This window comes from Exiguobacterium sp. N5, from assembly GCF_025842465.1.
In the GTDB taxonomy this organism is placed as follows: Bacteria; Bacillota; Bacilli; order Exiguobacteriales; family Exiguobacteriaceae; genus Exiguobacterium; species Exiguobacterium profundum.
This window is the reverse complement of the sequence record NZ_JAPAEP010000002.1, coordinates 90,923-109,880: the sequence shown is the minus strand read 5'-3', so window position 1 is coordinate 109,880 and position 18,958 is coordinate 90,923. Positions and strand designations below refer to the sequence as shown.

General features: G+C 48.3%; 23 protein-coding genes. 14 read left to right on the top strand and 9 right to left on the bottom strand.

Going from position 1 to position 18,958, the window contains the following annotated elements:
• Positions 1–34: 34 nt before the first annotated feature.
• From OKS35_RS11420 to OKS35_RS11400, 5 genes are all read left to right on the top strand, one after another.
• On the top strand, positions 35–235 hold the full coding sequence (locus tag OKS35_RS11420; RefSeq protein WP_015880427.1) for a cold-shock protein: 201 nt from the start codon (positions 35–37) through the stop codon (positions 233–235).
• 117 nt (positions 236–352) lie between these two features.
• Positions 353–766 carry a pyridoxamine 5'-phosphate oxidase family protein gene (locus OKS35_RS11415; RefSeq protein ID WP_143180203.1) on the top strand — a complete coding sequence of 138 codons (414 nt, stop codon included), beginning with the start codon at positions 353–355 and terminating at the stop codon, positions 764–766.
• 182 nt (positions 767–948) lie between these two features.
• Complete coding sequence (locus tag OKS35_RS11410) at positions 949–1,455, top strand: DoxX family membrane protein (protein WP_074035013.1); 507 nt, start codon at positions 949–951, stop codon at positions 1,453–1,455.
• 80 nt (positions 1,456–1,535) lie between these two features.
• Entirely contained in the window at positions 1,536–1,832 is a 297-nt protein-coding gene (locus OKS35_RS11405) for a DUF3817 domain-containing protein (RefSeq protein ID WP_214784304.1), read from the top strand.
• A gap of 138 nt (positions 1,833–1,970) precedes the next feature.
• On the top strand, positions 1,971–2,162 hold the full coding sequence (locus OKS35_RS11400) for a hypothetical protein (protein WP_214784301.1): 192 nt from the start codon (positions 1,971–1,973) through the stop codon (positions 2,160–2,162).
• Positions 2,163–2,166: 4 nt separating this feature from the next.
• Here the strand turns inward: OKS35_RS11400 and OKS35_RS11395 are convergent, their stop codons facing one another.
• Together OKS35_RS11395 and OKS35_RS11390 are read right to left on the bottom strand one after the other, a co-directional pair.
• Positions 2,167–3,174, bottom strand: a complete 1,008-nt coding sequence (locus OKS35_RS11395) for a S66 peptidase family protein (protein ID WP_264093108.1) — start codon at positions 3,172–3,174, stop codon at positions 2,167–2,169.
• A gap of 63 nt (positions 3,175–3,237) precedes the next feature.
• Complete coding sequence (locus OKS35_RS11390; protein WP_015880434.1) at positions 3,238–3,564, bottom strand: winged helix-turn-helix transcriptional regulator; 327 nt, start codon at positions 3,562–3,564, stop codon at positions 3,238–3,240.
• Positions 3,565–3,670: 106 nt separating this feature from the next.
• Here OKS35_RS11390 and OKS35_RS11385 point away from each other — a divergent pair, with 106 nt between their 5' ends.
• Positions 3,671–4,474 (top strand): VOC family protein, encoded by an 804-nt coding sequence (locus OKS35_RS11385; RefSeq protein ID WP_159563312.1) that lies wholly within the window; start codon positions 3,671–3,673, stop codon positions 4,472–4,474.
• Positions 4,475–4,487: 13 nt separating this feature from the next.
• Here the strand turns inward: OKS35_RS11385 and OKS35_RS11380 are convergent, their stop codons facing one another.
• Both OKS35_RS11380 and OKS35_RS11375 read right to left on the bottom strand, forming a co-directional pair.
• The gene (locus tag OKS35_RS11380; protein WP_031424353.1) at positions 4,488–5,480 is read right to left on the bottom strand and encodes a 5'-3' exonuclease; all 993 of its coding nucleotides are present in this window, start codon (positions 5,478–5,480) and stop codon (positions 4,488–4,490) included.
• A gap of 199 nt (positions 5,481–5,679) precedes the next feature.
• A complete protein-coding gene (locus tag OKS35_RS11375) occupies positions 5,680–7,002 on the bottom strand; it encodes a hemolysin family protein (protein WP_251131718.1) in 1,323 nt (440 codons plus the stop codon).
• Between the two features lie 189 nt (positions 7,003–7,191).
• On the opposite strand from OKS35_RS11375, the gene OKS35_RS11370 reads away from it, so the two are divergent.
• Positions 7,192–7,989 carry a glucose 1-dehydrogenase gene (locus tag OKS35_RS11370; protein WP_214784295.1) on the top strand — a complete coding sequence of 266 codons (798 nt, stop codon included), beginning with the start codon at positions 7,192–7,194 and terminating at the stop codon, positions 7,987–7,989.
• Positions 7,990–8,022: 33 nt separating this feature from the next.
• On the opposite strand, the gene OKS35_RS11365 is transcribed toward OKS35_RS11370, so the two are convergent.
• The gene (locus OKS35_RS11365; RefSeq protein ID WP_264093107.1) at positions 8,023–9,978 is read right to left on the bottom strand and encodes an ATP-binding protein; all 1,956 of its coding nucleotides are present in this window, start codon (positions 9,976–9,978) and stop codon (positions 8,023–8,025) included.
• Between the two features lie 189 nt (positions 9,979–10,167).
• Here OKS35_RS11365 and OKS35_RS11360 point away from each other — a divergent pair, with 189 nt between their 5' ends.
• Together OKS35_RS11360 and OKS35_RS11355 are read left to right on the top strand one after the other, a co-directional pair.
• On the top strand, positions 10,168–10,488 hold the full coding sequence (locus tag OKS35_RS11360; RefSeq protein WP_264093106.1) for a PadR family transcriptional regulator: 321 nt from the start codon (positions 10,168–10,170) through the stop codon (positions 10,486–10,488).
• A complete protein-coding gene (locus OKS35_RS11355; RefSeq protein ID WP_214691326.1) occupies positions 10,485–11,516 on the top strand; it encodes a DUF4097 family beta strand repeat-containing protein in 1,032 nt (343 codons plus the stop codon). Before OKS35_RS11360 ends, OKS35_RS11355 begins: the two co-directional genes overlap by 4 nt.
• A 36-nt stretch (positions 11,517–11,552) precedes the next feature.
• Here OKS35_RS11355 and OKS35_RS11350 read toward each other — a convergent pair whose 3' ends face one another.
• From OKS35_RS11350 to OKS35_RS11335, 4 genes are all read right to left on the bottom strand, one after another.
• Entirely contained in the window at positions 11,553–12,245 is a 693-nt protein-coding gene (locus OKS35_RS11350; RefSeq protein ID WP_074034997.1) for a LutC/YkgG family protein, read from the bottom strand.
• Positions 12,245–13,645 carry a LutB/LldF family L-lactate oxidation iron-sulfur protein gene (locus OKS35_RS11345; RefSeq protein WP_318841973.1) on the bottom strand — a complete coding sequence of 467 codons (1,401 nt, stop codon included), beginning with the start codon at positions 13,643–13,645 and terminating at the stop codon, positions 12,245–12,247. Before OKS35_RS11345 ends, OKS35_RS11350 begins: the two co-directional genes overlap by 1 nt.
• A 2-nt stretch (positions 13,646–13,647) precedes the next feature.
• Complete coding sequence (locus tag OKS35_RS11340) at positions 13,648–14,385, bottom strand: (Fe-S)-binding protein (protein ID WP_074034994.1); 738 nt, start codon at positions 14,383–14,385, stop codon at positions 13,648–13,650.
• Positions 14,386–14,613: 228 nt separating this feature from the next.
• Positions 14,614–15,897, bottom strand: coding sequence for an NCS2 family permease (locus OKS35_RS11335; RefSeq protein WP_264093170.1), 1,284 nt, complete (start codon positions 15,895–15,897; stop codon positions 14,614–14,616).
• Positions 15,898–16,142: 245 nt separating this feature from the next.
• On the opposite strand from OKS35_RS11335, the gene OKS35_RS11330 reads away from it, so the two are divergent.
• From OKS35_RS11330 to OKS35_RS11310, 5 genes are all read left to right on the top strand, one after another.
• Entirely contained in the window at positions 16,143–16,376 is a 234-nt protein-coding gene (locus OKS35_RS11330; protein WP_026824564.1) for a hypothetical protein, read from the top strand.
• Positions 16,377–16,386: 10 nt separating this feature from the next.
• Positions 16,387–17,346 (top strand): LacI family DNA-binding transcriptional regulator, encoded by a 960-nt coding sequence (locus tag OKS35_RS11325; protein WP_159563319.1) that lies wholly within the window; start codon positions 16,387–16,389, stop codon positions 17,344–17,346.
• A 67-nt stretch (positions 17,347–17,413) separates the two neighbouring features.
• Positions 17,414–17,695, top strand: a complete 282-nt coding sequence (locus OKS35_RS11320) for a HesB/YadR/YfhF family protein (protein WP_159563320.1) — start codon at positions 17,414–17,416, stop codon at positions 17,693–17,695.
• Between the two features lie 97 nt (positions 17,696–17,792).
• Positions 17,793–17,927: a hypothetical protein gene (locus OKS35_RS11315; protein ID WP_015880450.1), complete on the top strand. Its 135-nt coding sequence runs from the start codon at positions 17,793–17,795 to the stop codon at positions 17,925–17,927.
• 95 nt (positions 17,928–18,022) lie between these two features.
• Entirely contained in the window at positions 18,023–18,952 is a 930-nt protein-coding gene (locus OKS35_RS11310) for a manganese-dependent inorganic pyrophosphatase (protein ID WP_074034988.1), read from the top strand.
• The last annotated feature ends 6 nt before the right edge of the window (positions 18,953–18,958 follow it).

Genomic DNA, 18,958 nt, shown 5'->3' with positions numbered 1-18,958 from the left:
TAACGCATAGCGTTTATTTCAGGAGGGTTCATTCATGAACACAGGTAAAGTAAAATGGTTTAACTCAGAAAAAGGTTACGGCTTCATCGAAATGGAAGGCGGAGACGACGTATTCGTACACTTCTCAGCAATCCAAGGCGACGGCTTCAAAACACTTGAAGAAGGCCAAGAAGTAACTTTCGAAATCACTGACGGAGCTCGTGGACCACAAGCTTCTAACGTTGAAAAAATCTAATCTTCCTTTCTAAGGAATATGATACCTGCTCGCATCGGCGAGCAGGTTTTTTTGTGTTTAATCCCATAGTTTGAGGGAACAGTATACGAGCGACAAATCATGAAGGAGGAATTTGGAATGAGTGCAAAAGACACAGCGTTAAAAATTCTAGAGGGTAGCAATGTCGGGACGATGGCGACCGTGTATAAGGTGAAACCCCACAGTCGATATATGACATTTTTCCATGATGATTTCACACTCTACACAGCAACCTCTAACGATACAGATAAAGTAGAAGAACTAGAAAAGAATCCATATACGCATATTTTAATCGGCTACGATGGAGATGGTGTGGGCGACACTTACTTAGAAATCCTCGGTAAAGCGACCGTGTCGGATGATGAATCGATGAAAGAGAAAGTATGGAATGAGAAACTTGAAGGATGGTTCGATGGTCCGGACGATCCAAAGCTTGTGATCCTTAAAATCGAACCGGAATCGATGCGCGTGATGAACAAGAAAGGTCAACCACCACAAGAAGTGACACTATAATCTCTTCTAAGACACCTAAATCAGGTGTCTTTTTTGTGGATGAATGTGAATAGAATATGGCATACATATGGACGAATCATGAACAAAGGAAAATACATATGTGAAATAGTGAACATGAATGGTATATTGTGAATGTAATCACATTATACATTTATTTAACTTCTTGAAAGGGAGGAATTATGATGTTCACGAAATTTTGGCAAAATCATAACATCGCTACAGCGATCTTGACGGTGTTACGTGTATGGCTCGGTTATCATTGGTTAACGGCAGGTTGGGGTAAAATCACGGGAGGTTTTGGAACAGAAGGATTCTTGAATAACGCGGTGTCACTCGCTTCTGGAGAACATCCGGCCGTTGCTGGATGGTGGGCTGCATTCCTAGAAAACTTTGCGATTCCAAACGCCGGGCTATTCGATGTCCTGATTCCTTACGGTGAATTCTTGGTAGGCTTAGGATTATTGCTCGGTGCCCTCACACGTAGCGCAGCGTTCTTCGGACTCGTCATGAACATGGCGTTCTTACTATCAGGAACAGTCAGTACGAACCCAACGATGTTGATCGTATCTGTCTTGATTTTAGTTGCCGGTCATAACGCTGGAAAAATTGGGGTCGACGGGTTGTTCCTTCGCCGTTTTGTCGACACGAAAGTATTGCATCGTTCACCAAATCGTCAAATAGCCTCGTAACTTTTATGCGTTCTCTTGTGACAAACCTCTCACGTTTCGGCTACGATAGACATAGCCTACAGAAATAAAGGAGAACGCATATGACTACGACTCATTTTAAATGGCTTGGCTACACAGAAGGTGTATCCTTCTTGTTATTACTGTTCATCGCGATGCCGTTGAAATATATGGCCGGCATTCCACTCGCGGTCAGTATCGTTGGTGCAGCACATGGTTTCTTATTTGTTGCGTATGTGCTCGCGGCGATGTACATGGCATGGCGCTTGCGCTGGGGATTCAAAGTTTTGACGCTTGCTGTCATGGCATCCGTCATCCCATTCGGACCATTCTTATTAGAAAAACGGGTACTCCCGTCACCAGAGAAGACATCGAACTGATTCGTTCGATGTCTTTTTTCGTTACGATACACGTTCCATTGATTGGGCTGCATCTCGTTCTGCTTGGATGTCATGTCGGATTCGGTACGTAAGGACGAACGTACAGATGAGTAGACCCACCATGCAAGCGGTGTAGAGATGGGCAACAGAGACGAGTGGAAAACACATAGCTTAGTCGATATCGCGATTTACTACGAAGGTTTATTAAGGGGAACATTGAACGGTTGTGGGGATGACTGGGTGCCAGTCATCGAAGAACAAGTAGCTGAATTCCCGCAAGGACTGTTTCGCAAACGTTTAGAGACATTGCTACAACAAATCAAGGGCTGACGAATCAGCCCTTGAACGTTTGAATCAATGTTCCTTTGCCATGCTCGACTTGTACAGAAGCGTGGGCCCCATTGACAAGTGTCATCTGAGGGGGTACGTGTCCACAGTCGATATCGTAAAAAATCGGAACTTCTAACATGTGATGGAGCTCCTCATATACCATTTCGACCGTATAGTCTTGATGCACAGAGGGGGCGTCACTCCGTCCGAACAGAATACCAGACGTATGATCGAACCAACCGGCCCACTTCATTTGAAGGAGGGTCCTTTTTAATGCCGGAACGTTTAGCTCAGCATTTTCAAAATACCAAAGAATCGGCTCGTCATTCAGATGTTCGCGCTGGAACGTCTTGACGTCTCCATATGGTGTCCCGATTGTATGTAAGAGCACATCGAGGCATCCACCGAGCAAGCGTCCTGTTGCATTCTGACCGCCAATCGCTCTCCATTCGGTCGTTTCCGTCAGATGAAACAGATGTGGCGTCGGGTTGTCAAACTGCCATTCGTTTTGGAACTTTTCGGACGAACGTTGGATGACCGTTTCGTCGGTCCGCGTCGACAACACATCGAGCCAGCGTGAACTCGTCTCGTCCCACAAATCAGCACGTAAGTCGACTAAGTTTGGACCGTGGGCCGAGGCGATTCCGGTTTTTAGCGTATACACAAAAAGCAATAGACTCGTATCTGAATAGCCGAGCATCCATTTTGCGGGCAAGGACTGCCACTCGATGTGATCGAGGATTTCCATTAAGAGTTCCCCACCCCAGGGCGGAACAATCAAGTCGACATTGTCATCTTGAAGTAGAGATGTCAGTTCATGTGCACGGACTCGAGCCGGAGCGGACTTCCCAAATCGTTGTTTCCACGCATTCGGAGTGAATTGCAATGTGAACCCTCGATTGGAAAACTTATGTTCCGCTTGATGCAATAGATGGTGCAGTTCTTCTGGTATACCTGACGAAGGGGCGGTGACACCAATTTGATGACCGGTTAACTGTGGATAACGAATCATGACAACCTCCTGTGGATAAGTGATATGTTCAGTAGAAAAAATGGGTTATCCACATGTGGACAACTAATTAGAGCGCATCCGTTCGGCATGACGCATTCCCCATTCGTTCATCGCTTCGAGAATCGGGATCAGTGTTTTCCCGTACTCACTTAAACGATAATCGACACGGGGCGGAACTTCCGGATAGACGGTCCGAATGACGATATCCTGTTCTTCTAAGTCACGGAGTTGTGCGGTCAATATCTTTTGGCTGATTTTTGGTAACGCGCGTTTCAACTCACTGAAACGCAATGTATCTCCATTGATCAACACAAGGAGGATGGAATGTTTCCATTTTCCTGTAATCAGTTCGAGTGCCGTATCGACTTCACAGCTTGTTATGTTAGTCACGTCGCTCTTCCTTTCCAATAGTATCGTTGAAGTAACTATACCACCTTTTTGTGCCTACTTCTGTAACATCGACCGAGCGGGTATAGTGAAGGGGAGGTGATAATATATGAAAATCGAAAAAATCGAACTCGGTCCGGTAACGCTTCGAGTCCGTGACATTGAACAGGTGACACGATTTTACGTAGACGTGATTGGGATGAGTATTTTAGAAGAGAGCGAAGAGCTCATTACACTCGGTACGAAGGAACGTCCGCTTGTCATCTTGCACAGTGTCCCGCAAGCGAAAACCAATCCACGGGCGGCAGGCTTATTCCATTTAGCTATTCTGTTCCCGAACCGTGTAGAGTTAGGAAGCATGTTGGCACATCTCATTGAGCGACGCATCGAAGTGGGGCAAGGCGACCATCTCGTGAGTGAAGCCTTCTACTTGAGCGATCCAGAAGGAAACGGGATTGAATTGTATGCCGACCGCCCGAAGGACCAATGGACGTACGAGGCAAACGGCCATGTGAAAATGGCGACCGAGCCTGTCGACTATGAATCGATGCTTCAAGCGGCAGCCAATCGGTCGTTTACTGGTTTACCGATCGGAACGACGATGGGGCACGTGCATTTTAAAGTACGCTCAATCGAGGCGGCGAAACGTTTTTATCATGATCGGCTTGGCTTCTCCATTACGACGGATTCTTATCCAGGCGCACTTTTCCTAGCAGCTGATGGCTACCACCATCACATCGGAACGAACGTGTGGGCCCGTCCGAGCGATCCTGTGGGAATGGAGACCGGAATCGAAGCATGGACGCTTCTCGTCAATGAAGAGACGAACCAGGCGTTAGGCGGAACATCGTCTGAATGGTCGTTGACCGATGAAGACGGGATTACCGTGCATATTAAAAGAACGAACGCTTGAGCGTTCGTTCTTTTTAACGTGCGGATGTTTTCTTCTGACCTGCGTTAAACGAGAGACGAAGTCCGCGTTTTTGATACGCTTGCTCGACTCGTTTAGGATTGAGGCTGAGCTCAAGGTGAGCTAGCTTCAAATGTTCAAGTGCCGGCACCGTGACATCGAGGCGAACGAGCTCCATATTGCGCTCTGCTTTTTTGCGTGTTCGTCTCAAGTTACGGGGCACCTCCTCTGACGTCAGTGCCGCGATCGTTTCATTTACTTGTTGTCGTTTTTCACCCTTGATGCTCAAGGCAGAATACAGCTTATCGAGCGAACCGAATCGTTTGATGAGTTGAACCGATTGACTTTCATCCAGTCCAGCAACTGGAGGGATTCCGTCAGAACGGTCTCCTGTCAACGCTTTGACGGCTGACAGTTGCTTCGGTTTCAATCCTTCGTATAGCGCCGCAATCTCTTCTGGTCGAATTTCTAAATGACGCTTGAGTGGCAACGGACGATTATCACGAATGTCACAGCGAGCCTGCATTTGCTGAAGCTCCTGTGTCTGTAACCAAACGGTGATTCGTGGACTGACAAGCTGTAACAAGTCTTTGTCTTTTGTCATGATGACGACAGGGGCACTGCAACTGAATTTACGGGCGATGTGGGCAATCAAGTCTTCCCCTTCATACCCTTCTACTTGGAATTGTGGGATTCCACTATCCTCAAGCAGTTGGCGCATGAGTTCCATCTGCGCTTTTAATTCAGGCGGTGTTTGACGTCTGCGACGTTTGTAGCCTGGGTACAGTTCTCGACGCCATAATGTTTCACGTGAGACGTCCCAAACAACGACAAAATGAGTCGGACGATGTCTGCGTAGAATCGTCCGGATGAGGCCGGTCATTCCGATGACGGCACTCCGATCGTTTTTAGATACCTCGCGTCCTTTTTTCGTTCGGCTCGCGGCGGCACCATAATAAGCACTGGCCAGCATGGAGTTACCGTCAATCAAAAATAGTTTGCGTTCCATGCGTAACCTTCTTTCTATTTCTTTCTGTTTAAACCGAACATCTCGCCATGTTTCGGTGATGTTGTGTCATTGAGTGGGTGACACTCAAATAAGCAACATATGTGCAGTATATCACGGGAAGAGGCGAAAATATAGCGACAGTTCGGTGCAAACGTGAAAAACCCTTCTCCATATTTCGGAGAAGGGTTTAAAGAAAGCATCATTCAGATAATGGTTCTTCCTCTTCGTGAGAGGCGAGAATCAAGTCGACAAAGACGATGCGGTGGTTATCGACTTCACTGACAATCAGTTCATGGTTGCCGGGTAAAAGGAAGCGCTCGCCTGTTCGGGCATTCGCTTTTTGTGATAAAACGAATCCACCGACCGTATCGACGTCATCTTCGATTTCGATGCCGAACCGCTCTTCGAGTTCTTGCGTTAAAACGAGTCCCGAAAGGCGATAATGTTTCGGAGCGACTTCTGTAATTTCAGCCTGTTCGTCTCGATCGAACTCGTCTCGGATCTCGCCGACGATTTCTTCTAAAATGTCTTCAATCGTCAACAGTCCTGCCGTCCCGCCGTACTCATCGATGACGAGACACATCATCGTCTGCGCGTTTTGCATTTTCACCATCGCTTCTTGAAGTGGCGTGAACTCGGTGACGAGCGGCAATTGATGAATGAACGACTCGAACGGTGCATCATTTTTTGAAAGTTGAGCAGTGAAGAGCTGTTTCGCATTCACGAATCCGAGAACGTCATCGCGATCGCCATCTCGTGTGACGGGATAACGCGTATACTGGTGCTCTTCCACTACGGCGATGATCTCTTCAATCGTATCTTCTTCATCGATTGTCACCATGTTCATACGTGGCACCATGGCATCTTTGGCGATCCGTTCGTCAAAGGAGAAGATATTTTGAACATATGCCAACTCGTTTTCGTTGATCTCACCACTACGGAAACTTTCCGTCATAATGATTTTCAATTCTTCTTCAGAGTGTGCCGTTTCCTGCGCTGTCGTCTGTACCCCGAATAAACGGAGTGTGATTCGAGCCATACTGTTCAATGCTCGAATAAACGGATAGAAGATTTTTGTGAAGACGTAGAGCGGACGTGCGACGAGCAGCGTCAACTTCTCCGCTTCGTGAACCGCGAGCGTTTTTGGCACGAGTTCGCCGATGACGACATGGACGAACGCAATCAATAAGAAGGCAATCAAAAACGACAAGAATGTCACGAGAGATGGCGATATGTTCAATTGTTCGACCAGAGTGTGGATATACGCTTCGATTTGATCGGCACCAATCCATCCAAGGCCGAGTGCAGAAAGCGTGATTCCGAACTGAGAGGCAGAAAGGGAGTCGTCGATATTCTCGATGACTTTTTTCGCGCTGACCGCTTTCTTATTTCCTTCGAGCACGAGCTGGTCGAGTCGAGCGCCACGCACTTTCACAATTGAAAATTCGGCTGCCACAAAAAAGGCAGTCAAAAAGATTAAAAGTGCGACGACGAGTAAGCTGAGTAACATGGGACTGTCCAACAATTCCCCCTAAAATCGGGGAGTCACCTCCATTGAGTATAAGATCAAACGTCTTTCAGGCGTTTCCTGAAAACGAATAGTTTGTTTCAGTATAGTTGATTTGTTTCAAATATTCAAAATGCAGCCAATCATGTTTGATGAAGAGGGGAATGCGGGAACTAAACCCGAGAAGATGAAGGAGGAATTGACATGGCAAACTATCCAGAGTTAAAAGGCAAAGTCGCGGTCATCACGGGCAGCTCGAAGGGGCTCGGTCGTGCCATCGGGGAGCGTTACGCAAAAGAAGGGATGAGCGTTGTCCTGAATTACCGCAGCAGTGAAAAAGAGATGGAGGAAGTCATCCGTGGAATCGAGGCAGCTGGCGGGAAGGCTGTCGCCGTGAAAGGAGACGTCGCGGAGGAAGGACTCGCGGAGAAGATGATTGAAAAAGCCATCTCTGAGTTTGGGAAGATGGATATTTTCGTGAATAATGCCGGCGTACAAGTCGAGGCAAAAACACATGAGATGGAGTTTGATAACTGGAAGCAGATTATCGACGTCAACTTGAACGGGACGTTCCTTGGTGTTCGTGCTGCTTTAAAATACTTCGTTGAGAATGAAATCGAAGGGAACATCATCAATATGTCTTCTGTTCACGAAGTCATCCCGCGTCCGGGGTATACACATTACGCAGCCAGCAAGGGTGGCGTGAAAATGTTCACGAAATCCGTCGCGCTTGAGTATGCACCGAACCATATTCGTGTCAATGCAATCGCACCTGGGGCGATTGATACACCAATCAACGAAGAGACGATGAGCGACCCGGAAGAGAAGAAGGGATTAGAAGCGCTCATCCCATCTCACGTCATCGGGAAGCCGGAACAAATCGCAGCCGTTGCCGCTTGGCTCGCGTCGGATGAGTCGTCCTATGTGACGGGGACAACCATCTTTGCGGACGGTGGGCTTTCGCTCTATCCGTCATTTGGTCCAGAGAACAAAGTCCAATAAACAAGAGGGTGCGATGATGCACCCTCTTTTCGTTTAGCTACTCATTTGATTGGTCATATCCAACTTGGGAAGACTGACCGTGAAAATGGAGCCTTTGCCGATATTCGATGTGGCGTGAATCGTTCCACCGTGACCTTCGGCGATTTCTTTACAGATTGCGAGACCGAGACCGGTCCCCCCGATTTTTCGACTGGCGGAATTGTCGACGCGATAAAACTTGTCAAACAATTTTGGTAGCGCGGTTTGGGGAATCCCGATGCCGTGATCTTCAATTGAAATGTCAATCCAATCCGGTCGTTCACATGTGACACGGACATTGATTTCACCACCACGAGGCGAATACTTCACGGCGTTGTGCAGGAGGTTCATGAAGAGTTGATTGAGTCGCGTCCGGTCTCCGTATACATAGAAGTCTTCCGTGCAATCAAACGTGATGTGATGATGTTGGCTTGAGCCTTGATGCACCGAAATCGCTTGTTCAAGAATGGCGGATAGACGCTCCGGTTCGTTATGATACGTCTGTTGTCCAGACTCCATCCGTTGTACATCAAGCAAGTTTGAAATCAAGTCCTCAAGACGCAATGTCTCTTGATGAATCATTCCTAAATATTTTTCGGAACGTTCAGATGAAAGTTTTCGGAAACGAAGAAGTTCAGTGAATCCAATGATACTTGTGAGCGGAGTCCGGAGTTCGTGAGAGACGGTCGAAACGAGTTCGGTTTTCAGACGGTCGACTTCGGTCTCGTGCGTCACGTCACGGAAAACGAGCATCGTTCCATGACGTGTTCCTCGCAAGTAAATCTTCTCCGCATACATTTGAATGAAGCGCTCTTCCTGATTCATCGAGAACGTGACGCTCTCTTCTTTACACTGTCCATCGAATGAACGTTCCATGAACGCGAAAAAGGCATCCTTTTGGTCGACCTGCAGTCCGAGCTCCTCAAGGCTAGCGTCTAAACGATATAAATCGACTTCATTTCGCTTCGTAATCGGTTGATTGAATAAGACAAACAACGCTTGGTTCGCTACTTTCTCACTTGTTGCGTGTTCGACATAGATGACGGCATCGCGAATCGAGTGCAGAAGGCGCGCTGTCTTCTCACGTTCTTCTTCAATCCGATAGCGTTGTGTCGTGAGAGATGTAGCCATCTGTCGGAACGATGTTGTCAATTGCCCGACTTCATTTTTAGATTGGGCTGCCGCCGGTGTGATTGGCTGTCGTTCTCCGGCAAGGCGCTTACTGTTTTCGATCAACTCCTGCAGTTGACCAGTTAAGCGTCTCACATATGGACGGGCGACGATAAAGAGAATGAAGAGAACACCGAGTAAAGAGAGGAGCCAAAGAGCTTGTGCCCACTTCGTATGGGTCGCAAGCTGAGCACGGAGCCCATCCTCTTCTGCGTTCAGTGAGTTCCGGTATTCCGTGAAGACGCTCTCCATATCGACGATGCTCGCACTCATATCCGCGGCACTTTTCGAATTGATTTTGAATTTACGATCTGCCGGTGGGTCTTTTTGAGGATTCACTTTCCCGAGCGTCGGCATCTTTAAGAAGGGTTCGGTTACACTACCGTCCCGTTTTCCTGCTACATAACGTTCGAGGCTCGGCATGACACGTTCCTGATACGCGACAAACAGCGTACGCGCATCGCTCGCGTACGTTTTTTCTTTCTCGGTTACGGCATTCTGCTCGAACCAAGTGGTCTGTTCGTCAATCAAGACTTGTTTATCTTGCACACGTTCTAACATCGCGTCATCCCCAAGGAGGACATATCCGCGCATTTCATATTGCATCGACTGCCATGTCTCGAACAATTCGGTCGCATTCGTGCGCCGTTCACTGATGTTCTCGAGCGATGACGTCGTCTGTTCGATTTGGTTTTCCGTATACACATATACGGCAAGCGACGTGAGGAGGATCAGTCCGATGAATAAGTAGAAGACGAATAGAAATTGTCTCCCGATCCGTTGGTCAATCCATGACTTCATAAAGACCGTTCCTTCCTAGAATGATGAACATTCCGACTGTGACTAATATCCTACGAGTGTCGTTCTTTCATTGTACAGATTCAACTCTTCAGATGCTAGATATTGAGAAATCAAGGAAATGAACGCTATTATTTATTGAACAGTAGTAGATAGTATGCTATTGTTCTATGTATAGTAGGGGGTGGGATGATGAATCCTCAATTCAAAAAGGGCGTACTTAACCTGTGTGTGTTAGCACTCGTCGCGGAACAAGACCGCTATGGGTATGAGCTCGTTCAGGCGATTTCGGCCAAAGTGACCATTTCAGAAGGTGCGGTCTATCCGTTGTTGCGTCGATTGACGACAGAGGGCTATTTCACAACGTATTTAATGGAGTCTGGAGAAGGCCCTCCACGGAAGTACTATCAAATTACGGAACAGGGCCGCAAACACTTAGTTGAATTGCGAACGGAATGGAACGTATTCACGAACGGTGTCAATGACTTAATCCGAGGGGGAGACGACAGATGAATGAAGAACAGTACTTGTCAGAGCTCGAACAATTATTGATGAACGTGAAGGTGAAAGATCGGCTTGATATTTTACGAGACGTATCGGAATATTTCACGAGTGGTCGATTAGAAGGAAGAAGTGACGAAGAATTGGCACGTGAGTTAGGGGAACCGAGCATACTCGCATCGGAATTGCTCGCCTCTGTCGATATTGAAGAATCGGTCTCGACGCGACCGCCTGCGGTTGTCAAAAGCTCGGCGGTAGCCTTCCAAAGCGTCCTCATTCAAGTTCAAAATGCGCAAGTGTTCGTCACCCCATCACAAGACGGTTATGCGTATGCGACGCTTGAGACGGAGACTGATCATGGGGTCGTCATGGATATCGTGGGGGACACTTTAGAGATACGGATTGAATCCGAACGTCGTTTCGGTCTTTCGGACCTGTTCTCATGGTTTGGGTCAAAGGCACCTGTACTTCGGGTTGAATTGCCTCATCACGCCTATCATCAGATTCAATTGAAAAATCGTCACGGTTCGAGTGATGTACAAGATCTCCAAGCGGAACGGTTCCACGTGGAGAGTGAGAACGGTCGAATCGTCGCACATCACATTCAAGCACGTCATGGTGTCCTGCGCACATCGAACGGAAAAGTGCTCGCATCAAGCTGTCACGGTCACGATTGGGAGCTTCATTCCTCAAACGGTCGTGTCGAAGCGAAACATTCTCAGCTCGAGCGGATCAACATCCATTCCTCGAACGGTCGAATCGATGTCGATCACGTCACGGGAGCGGTCGATGCCAAAACTTCTAATGGACGGATAGACTGTTCCGTACAAGCGATTCAAGCACCGATTCGCTTGAAGACGAACAATGGGAAGATTGACTTACATGTCGATGAACGTCCGGAAGATGTGACGATTCGTGCGAAGTCACGAAACGGGAAAGTTGATGTGTTTGGAGAGCGGTCGAAAGAGTGCGTATTTGGAGACGGATCGATTGAAGTGAAATTAACGAGCTCAAATGGGAGCGTCACCGTATCAGGATGAATATAGCCCCTCCATCGATCGATGGAGGGGCTATACTTATAAATCATGTACCAACACATAGGCGACTCGAACAGGACCATGAACGCCGACGATGAGGTTCATCTCGATGTCGGCCGAGTTCGAGGGACCAGAGATGAAATTGACACCGTTCGGGGAATGGAGACCGTCTCGGTCGAGTGTGGCAAGTTGTTGTGCCGTTTGCGTCATACGTGGAACAAGGACAGATTTCGGGATGATTGCAATATGGTCTTGCGGTAACAGACTGATTGTCCGTGATCTACCAGGCTTCGCATATTGGACGATTGTCGCACTTTCCGCAAATGCCGCATCCGCAATCGTGATGCCAATGTCCGCTCGAATGGCCAGCTCTCGACTCGCTTCGGGTTGTGACGAATCCCACCAATCAAACGTCTCACTTGTTGCAGGTGCCCAAGCGGAAATTCGCTCATCGTTTTCTGCGAGAATCCGTGCGCCATGATAGCGTTCAATCAAGAGGCGAAGCGTATCATCAAGCTTCGCAGATTCACATTCCACCAAATCGGTATGGATTCGGGTCGCGACCATGCGGAACGTCTCGAGCAGCTCTTCTTCACTCGCGCCTTTCAACACCTCATCTTGCGGACGATGTGTATATTCCCGTTTTGGCGGCGTGAGCTTGACCTCACGACCGAGTTGCTTGGCGATTCGTTGTAGAAAGTCCTCACGGTTTGTGATTGTACCAGGATTCATCAGGCATTCCCCCGTTTCTTGAACCAATCTCGGACGGTCTGTTTGTTCGGCTGCGGCAAGTCTTTCGAGTCCGTCCAAGCCGGTAGCCCTTTCTCAATCTGACCCGAGGTGGCGAACGGTGATGTCGCAAACGGTGCGACATGTTCCGCTGCTTCGAATAAGAATGGACTCGAAGCCGTGACGGCAAATCCTTTCATCGCAATCCGCTCCACGAAAGGTGATTGCTTTTTCTCCTCTACGATGACGCGTCGATGTTCAATCAACAGCTCATGCAGCGGAATCTTTACAGGACACGCCTCCGTACAGGCGCCACAGAGACTCGACGCATAGGGGAGTTCTTTATAGTTCTCGTATCCGTCAAGAAGCGGAGCCAAGACGGCACCAATCGGACCTGGATAGATTGACCCGTACGCGTGACCACCGATATGGCGATAGACGGGACAGACGTTGATACAGGCCGCGCAGCGGATGCATTGCAACACCGATTGGAACTGTGTCCCGAGAATACCAGAACGCTTGTTGTCGACGATGACAAGATGGAACTCTTCTGGTCCATCGACTTCACCGACCGCGCGCGTCCCGGCGAACGTCGTGATGTATGACGTGAGTCGCTGACCGACCGCGCTTCGACAAAGCATGTTGACGAGCACCTCGAACTCTTCATAAGACGGGACGACGCGTTCCATGCCCATGACAGAGATGACCGTATCAGGAAGCGACGTCACCATGCGTCCGTTCCCTTCGTTGGTCACAAGCCCGACGGCTCCACTCTCTGCGATGGCGAAATTACAGCCGGTGATGCCGACTTCTGCCTTCAAAAAGTCTTTCCGTAGTTCTTGTCGTGCATAGCGTCCAAGTTCAGTCGGATCGTTCGACCCGCTGTAGCCGTGGGCAGTGAACGTCTCATGCACAGCGTCGCGGTCTTTATGCAGAGCCGGGGCGACAATGTGAGACGGTGGGTCTTCGTCGAGTTGCAAAATCCATTCCCCAAGGTCGGACTCGACGACGGTACATCCTTCTTCCTGAAGTGCTTCGTTCAAGCCGATTTCTTCCGTGACCATCGATTTCGATTTCACGACATGTTTGGCTTGCTTCGACCGAACGACTTCCCGGATGTAGCGGTTCGCTTCTTCCGGTGTCTCCGCGAAAAAGACGCTTCCACCACGTTTTGAGACATTCTCGCTCAATTGATATAAGTAATAATCCAGATGTTCCAGCACATGTTGACGAATTTCTTCCGAATGGTCGCGAAACGATTCCCAGTCCCCGAGTTCACCTGCAGCATTTAACCGGCCATCCCGTAGACGGTTTTGAGCCGAACTGACGGCCTGCCGCATGAACGCATCTTCGATTCCATCTTTTCGTCGATCTTGAAACTTCTCATCCAATCGAATCCCCATGCTCATGCTTGCTTCACTCCTTCGTTCAAGACTTCGGCAATATGCATCACTTTAATCGGATGTCCCTGTTTATGAAGACGTCCGCCGATGTTCATCAGACATGACGCATCCGCTCCGATCAACACCTCTGCGCCTGACTGTAAGATGGAATCGACTTTTTCATCTACCATTTGTACCGACACGTCTGGCATCTTGACGGAGAACGTCCCGCCGAACCCACAACAGTTATGTACGTTCGCGAGGGGAACCATCGTCAGTCCATCGACGTTTCCGAGCAACTTACCGGGAGCCGCTTCGATTCCGAGGAGGCGAGTCATATGACAAGACGCGTGATAGGTCGCTTTGGCGGGAAACTTGGCACCGACATCTGTGACTTCGAGCACATCGACGATGAACTGCGTCAGTTCGAACGTTTTGGCGGCGTGCGCTTCAGCGCGAGGACCCCATACTGGATCATCTTGGAACAAATGAGGGTAGTCGCGCATCATCATGACACACGACCCCGATGGTCCGACGATATATTCTGCATCTGCTTGTTCAAATGTTTCAATCATGTGCTTGGCAACCTTTTTCGTCTCCTCATGATAGCCGCTGTTGTAGGCAGGCTGCCCACAGCATGTCTGCTCAAAGGGGAAAGTCACTTCGCACCCTAAATGTTCGAGTAGTTCGACTGTCGCTTGTCCGACGGATGGAAACAACGTATCAGATAAACAAGTGACGAATAAAGCTACATTCGGCATAGCCATTCCTTCTTTCTTCTGATGATAACGATTTCAACGTCATTATTTCATAAAGCGTAGGAAAGTGACAGAAAAATGGGGAGAAAAACTGATTTATTTGTAAAATCCTGTCTAATTGATAACGTATCTCACTGAACCGATATTCATCTCGTTTCTGATATAAAACAGGTAGGAAGTACGTATAACAGAAAAAAATCCTCGACACATGACGAGGATCTTCTGTCTAACTTATAGGAAGAACATTTCCAAGATGAAGAGTGCGCCGAACAAATAGATGAGCGGGTGAACCGTCTCTTTGTTCATTGCTTTGAAGATCGGGTACAAGATGAACCCGAAGGCGATTCCGCGTTCGATGCTTCCTGACAAAGGCATGATCAAAATCGTCATGAACGCGGGGAAGTATTCGCTGAAGTCGCTCCAGTCGATGTACCGGACGTTCGTCAACATGAGTGCCCCGACGATGATGAGTGCAGGAGCCGTAATCGCCGCAACGCCAGAGATGGCGCCGATAAGTGGGCTGAAGAAGAGTGTCAATCCGAACAATCCGGCGACGACGGCCGTTGTGAGCCCTGTACGTCCACCTTGCGCGACACCGGCAGCAGACTCGATGTATGCCGTAGACGGGCTCGTTCCGACGAGTGATCCACCCATTGTGGCAAGTGAATCGGCAAAGAGTGCACGGTGACCATTCTCAATTGTTCCATCTTCTTTTAAGAGACCTGCCTGTTTTCCGACACCGACAAGCGTACCTGTCGTATCAAAAAGCGTGACGAGGAAGAACGAGAGGACAGCACCGAACAAACCATATTGAATGACATCACTAAATGCCGTCACGGGGTTGATCATGAGTCCTTCCGGAAGTGTTGGCATCGCCGTGACACCATCGATTTTTAAGATATCCATGAAGTATGCTGCAATCCCCGTGAGTACCATCCCGATGAGTAAAGAACCGGGTACGTTTCGTGAAAAGAGGAGTGCCGAGACGATCAAACCACCGAGTACAAGTAGTACTTCTGGAGAAGACACGTCACCGAGACGTACCAAGTTCGCTTCATCAGCAACAATTAAGCCTGATAATTTTAATCCGAGTGAAGCGATGAAAAGACCGATCCCGGTCGTGATGGCATGCTTCAACGAAGTTGGAATCGCTTGAATCAACTTCGTCCGAATTGGAGAGAGCGACAAAATCAAGAAGAAGACGGACGAGACGAAGACAACACCGAGCGCGGCAGACGGCGCAATCTGTTCTTGGGCGACGAGCGTGTAAGCAAAAAATGCGTTGAGCCCCATTCCTGGCGCCACGGCGATTGGTAAGTTCGCATAAAACGCCATCAAGCCAGTTCCGATGAGGATGGCAATGATTGTCGCCGTGAAAGCTTGTGCGAATGGGATCCCAGCATCAGATAGAATCGCCGGGTTGACGACAGAGATGTACGCCATCGTCACGAACGTTGTGATCCCAGCAGTCACTTCTTGTTTAACATTCGTTCCATGTTGTTTCAATTGAAAGATATTCATCGATAAAACTCCTTATTTCAGTCTATTTCCGAACATTGATTGAGGAAAATGCTTAAATTAACGTTTTCAACTTGATGACTATACAAAAATGTTTGATTCCCGTCAATTGTTTTGAGTAAAAAACATGAAAAATGAAATTTGAAGACAAATAATGTTCGGAAATAAACTTTTTTTAAAAAGATGCTTGCTCTGAAACGCGTTTCAGAAGATACGGTATAGACAAAGGGAGGGGAACCGATATGAAACCGACAACGTGGAAGACATGGTGCAGTGGAATCGTATACGAGCTCGTCATCAATCAGTTGTATACACCGTTTGGAAAAATGTTGTGTACCCGTTTCCGTGAAGAGTTTCTTCATCTGCCGTTAGAAGAGCGCTTCCGTCTCGTTCAAGCGATTCGTTGTCAAGTCGTCGAAAGAGGTGACAGTCAGCAAGCAGAGTGGGTACACTATATGCAAAGACTGACAAGTTGAGGTGAGATGAATGGCAAACATTCGAGATATCGCAAAGCACGCTGACGTTTCGGTGACGACGGTCTCACGCGTCCTGAACGAGCATCCGTACGTATCGAAAGAAAAACGGACCCGTGTTCATGAAGCGATGAAAGAACTCGGGTATTTGCGGAATCAACAGGCGTTAACGTTGTCGACAGGGAAGACGCAACGAATTGTCGTGATCCTACCTTATATGGATCACCCGTATTACGGTCTCTTCGTCAATGGACTCGCCAAGGCGGCGCTCGAGCACGATTATCGGCTCGTCATGTGGCAGACGGAGTATAAATTGAGCGAGGAACGACAAGCACTCAATTTATTGAAGCATCGTGAAGTCGATGGGGCGATTGTCTTGTCTCACGAGATGTCCTTTAAGGAAATGGAGGCATACCGCGCGTACGGGCCAATCGCTGTGGCGACCGTCGGTGCACCGGAGACGATTTCGTCCATCCATGTCGATCATTACGCGTCGTTCGTATCAGGTATTCATGTCTTGAAGGAACATGGATATGAAGAGATTGGAATCATCTTGTCAAGAAGCCATAGTCCGAGCTCCCTTGCGCGTCAGCAAGCCTATTTCGATGAAGTAGAGCATGCGCGTCAGCAATGGATTTGGACCGGCTATTTGACGAGTGAGGACGGCATTCGGTTAGCTGAAGCGTTCCTCTCTCAAAAAGAGCGTCCTCGAGCGCTCTTTTTCTCGTCTGATTATGTCGCCCTCGGATTTTTAGGAGAGATGCAACGGCGAGACATCAAGATTCCTCAGGAAGTCGCCATGCTAGGCTTTGACGGACATCCGATCGGTCATGCATTCGGACTGTCGACGATGCTCTCACCGAATGAAGAAATCGGGCGACGCTTATTTGAAACGACGCTCGCTGAGATGAACGGTGCTCAACCGGAAACGCATGGCATGACGGTGAGCTATCAAGTTGGCACAACACTTTAGGCAACTTCCTCGCTCGACTCTTTTGAAACGTTTAGAATGAAAGGAGTAGTCGAGAGGAGGAGATGTTATGAAGATTCAAGTAACAGAAGAAGCGCTCCAATGGTTCAAACAAGAGATGGAAGTTGAAGCAGGTCAAACGGTTCGTTTGTTTGCAAAATATGGGGGTTCGACAGACTTGACGCACGGTTTTTCTGTCGGGGTCATCACAGAAGATGTGAACAATGCTGCTGTTGAGACAGAGGCAGATGGGATTCGCTTCGTTGTGGCAGAACAAGACGAATGGTTATTCCAAGGACAAGACGTGAAGGTCGAGCTCCGCGGAGAAGAAATCGTCTTCGTGCAGGCCTGACGTTTCAGTTTGTTTACGTTTGATGAAATGTCGTTTGACGAAATCGAGCTAGGGGAACAGATTACGATAAGTCGGATTTTCGAAAGGATGACACCATATGTCAGACAAAGAAAAGCGTGAACAAGAAGAAAAAGAAAAGTTGAAGCGAGATCAGCCGGACATCTCCCATGAAGAAGATTCAAAAGGAGATCATTCTGACCTCGAAGAGACAGATGAAGATGAACAAGCATAAGAGCCGAGACACGGCTCTTTTTGTTTGGGAATTGAAAGAAATGCCGTGGGCGTTATAATGGATAAGGGAAAACTATTTAGTGAGGAGAATGAGACATGAGTACAGTACTAGTCTTTGGACATAAAAATCCAGATACCGACACAATCACGTCAGCGCTCGCCTATGCCGAGTTGAAAAAGAAATTAGGGATGGACGCAGAGGCGGTTCGTCTCGGTGAAGTGAACGGTGAAACACAATATGCGCTCGATCACTTCCGTGTGAAAGCACCACGCTTGATTGAAAGTGTGAAAGGTGAGGCGGAAGAAGTCATCTTGGTCGACCATAACGAGTTCCAGCAAAGTGCGGATGGCATTGAAGATGTGCGAATCCTTGAAGTCATCGACCACCACCGTATCGCAAACTTCCAAACGGCAGACCCGCTCTACTATCGTGCGGAGCCAGTCGGGTGTACGGCAACAATTTTGTTGAAGTTGTATAAAGAGCATGGTGTCGAAATTGCTGCGGATATGGCCGGCTTGATGCTGTCAGCCATCATCTCGGATTCGCTTCTCTTCAAATCACCGACATGCACAGATGAAGACATCAAAGCAGCGAAAGAACTTGCGGAGATCGCTGGCGTCGATGCGGAAGTATACGGACTTGAGATGCTCAAAGCCGGTGCGGACCTTAGCCAAAAAACGATTGAAGAGCTCATCTCACTCGATGCGAAAGAATTCGCGATGGGCGACTATCGTGTCGAAATCGCACAAGTGAACACGGTCGATGCGAACGATGTCTTGAACCGGAAAGCGGAAGTTGAAGCCGCAATCGCCAAAACGGTTGCAGCGAAAAACTTGGACTTGTTCGTATTCGCCATCACGAACATTTTGACGAACGATTCGGAAGCCGTCGTTGTCGGACCAAAACCAGAACTCTTCGAACAAGCGTTCAACGTGACGCTTCAAAACGGATTGGCGACACTTCCTGGCGTCGTCTCGCGTAAGAAGCAAATCGTGCCATTCTTAACTGAAGCGGCAACAAAATAAAAACTC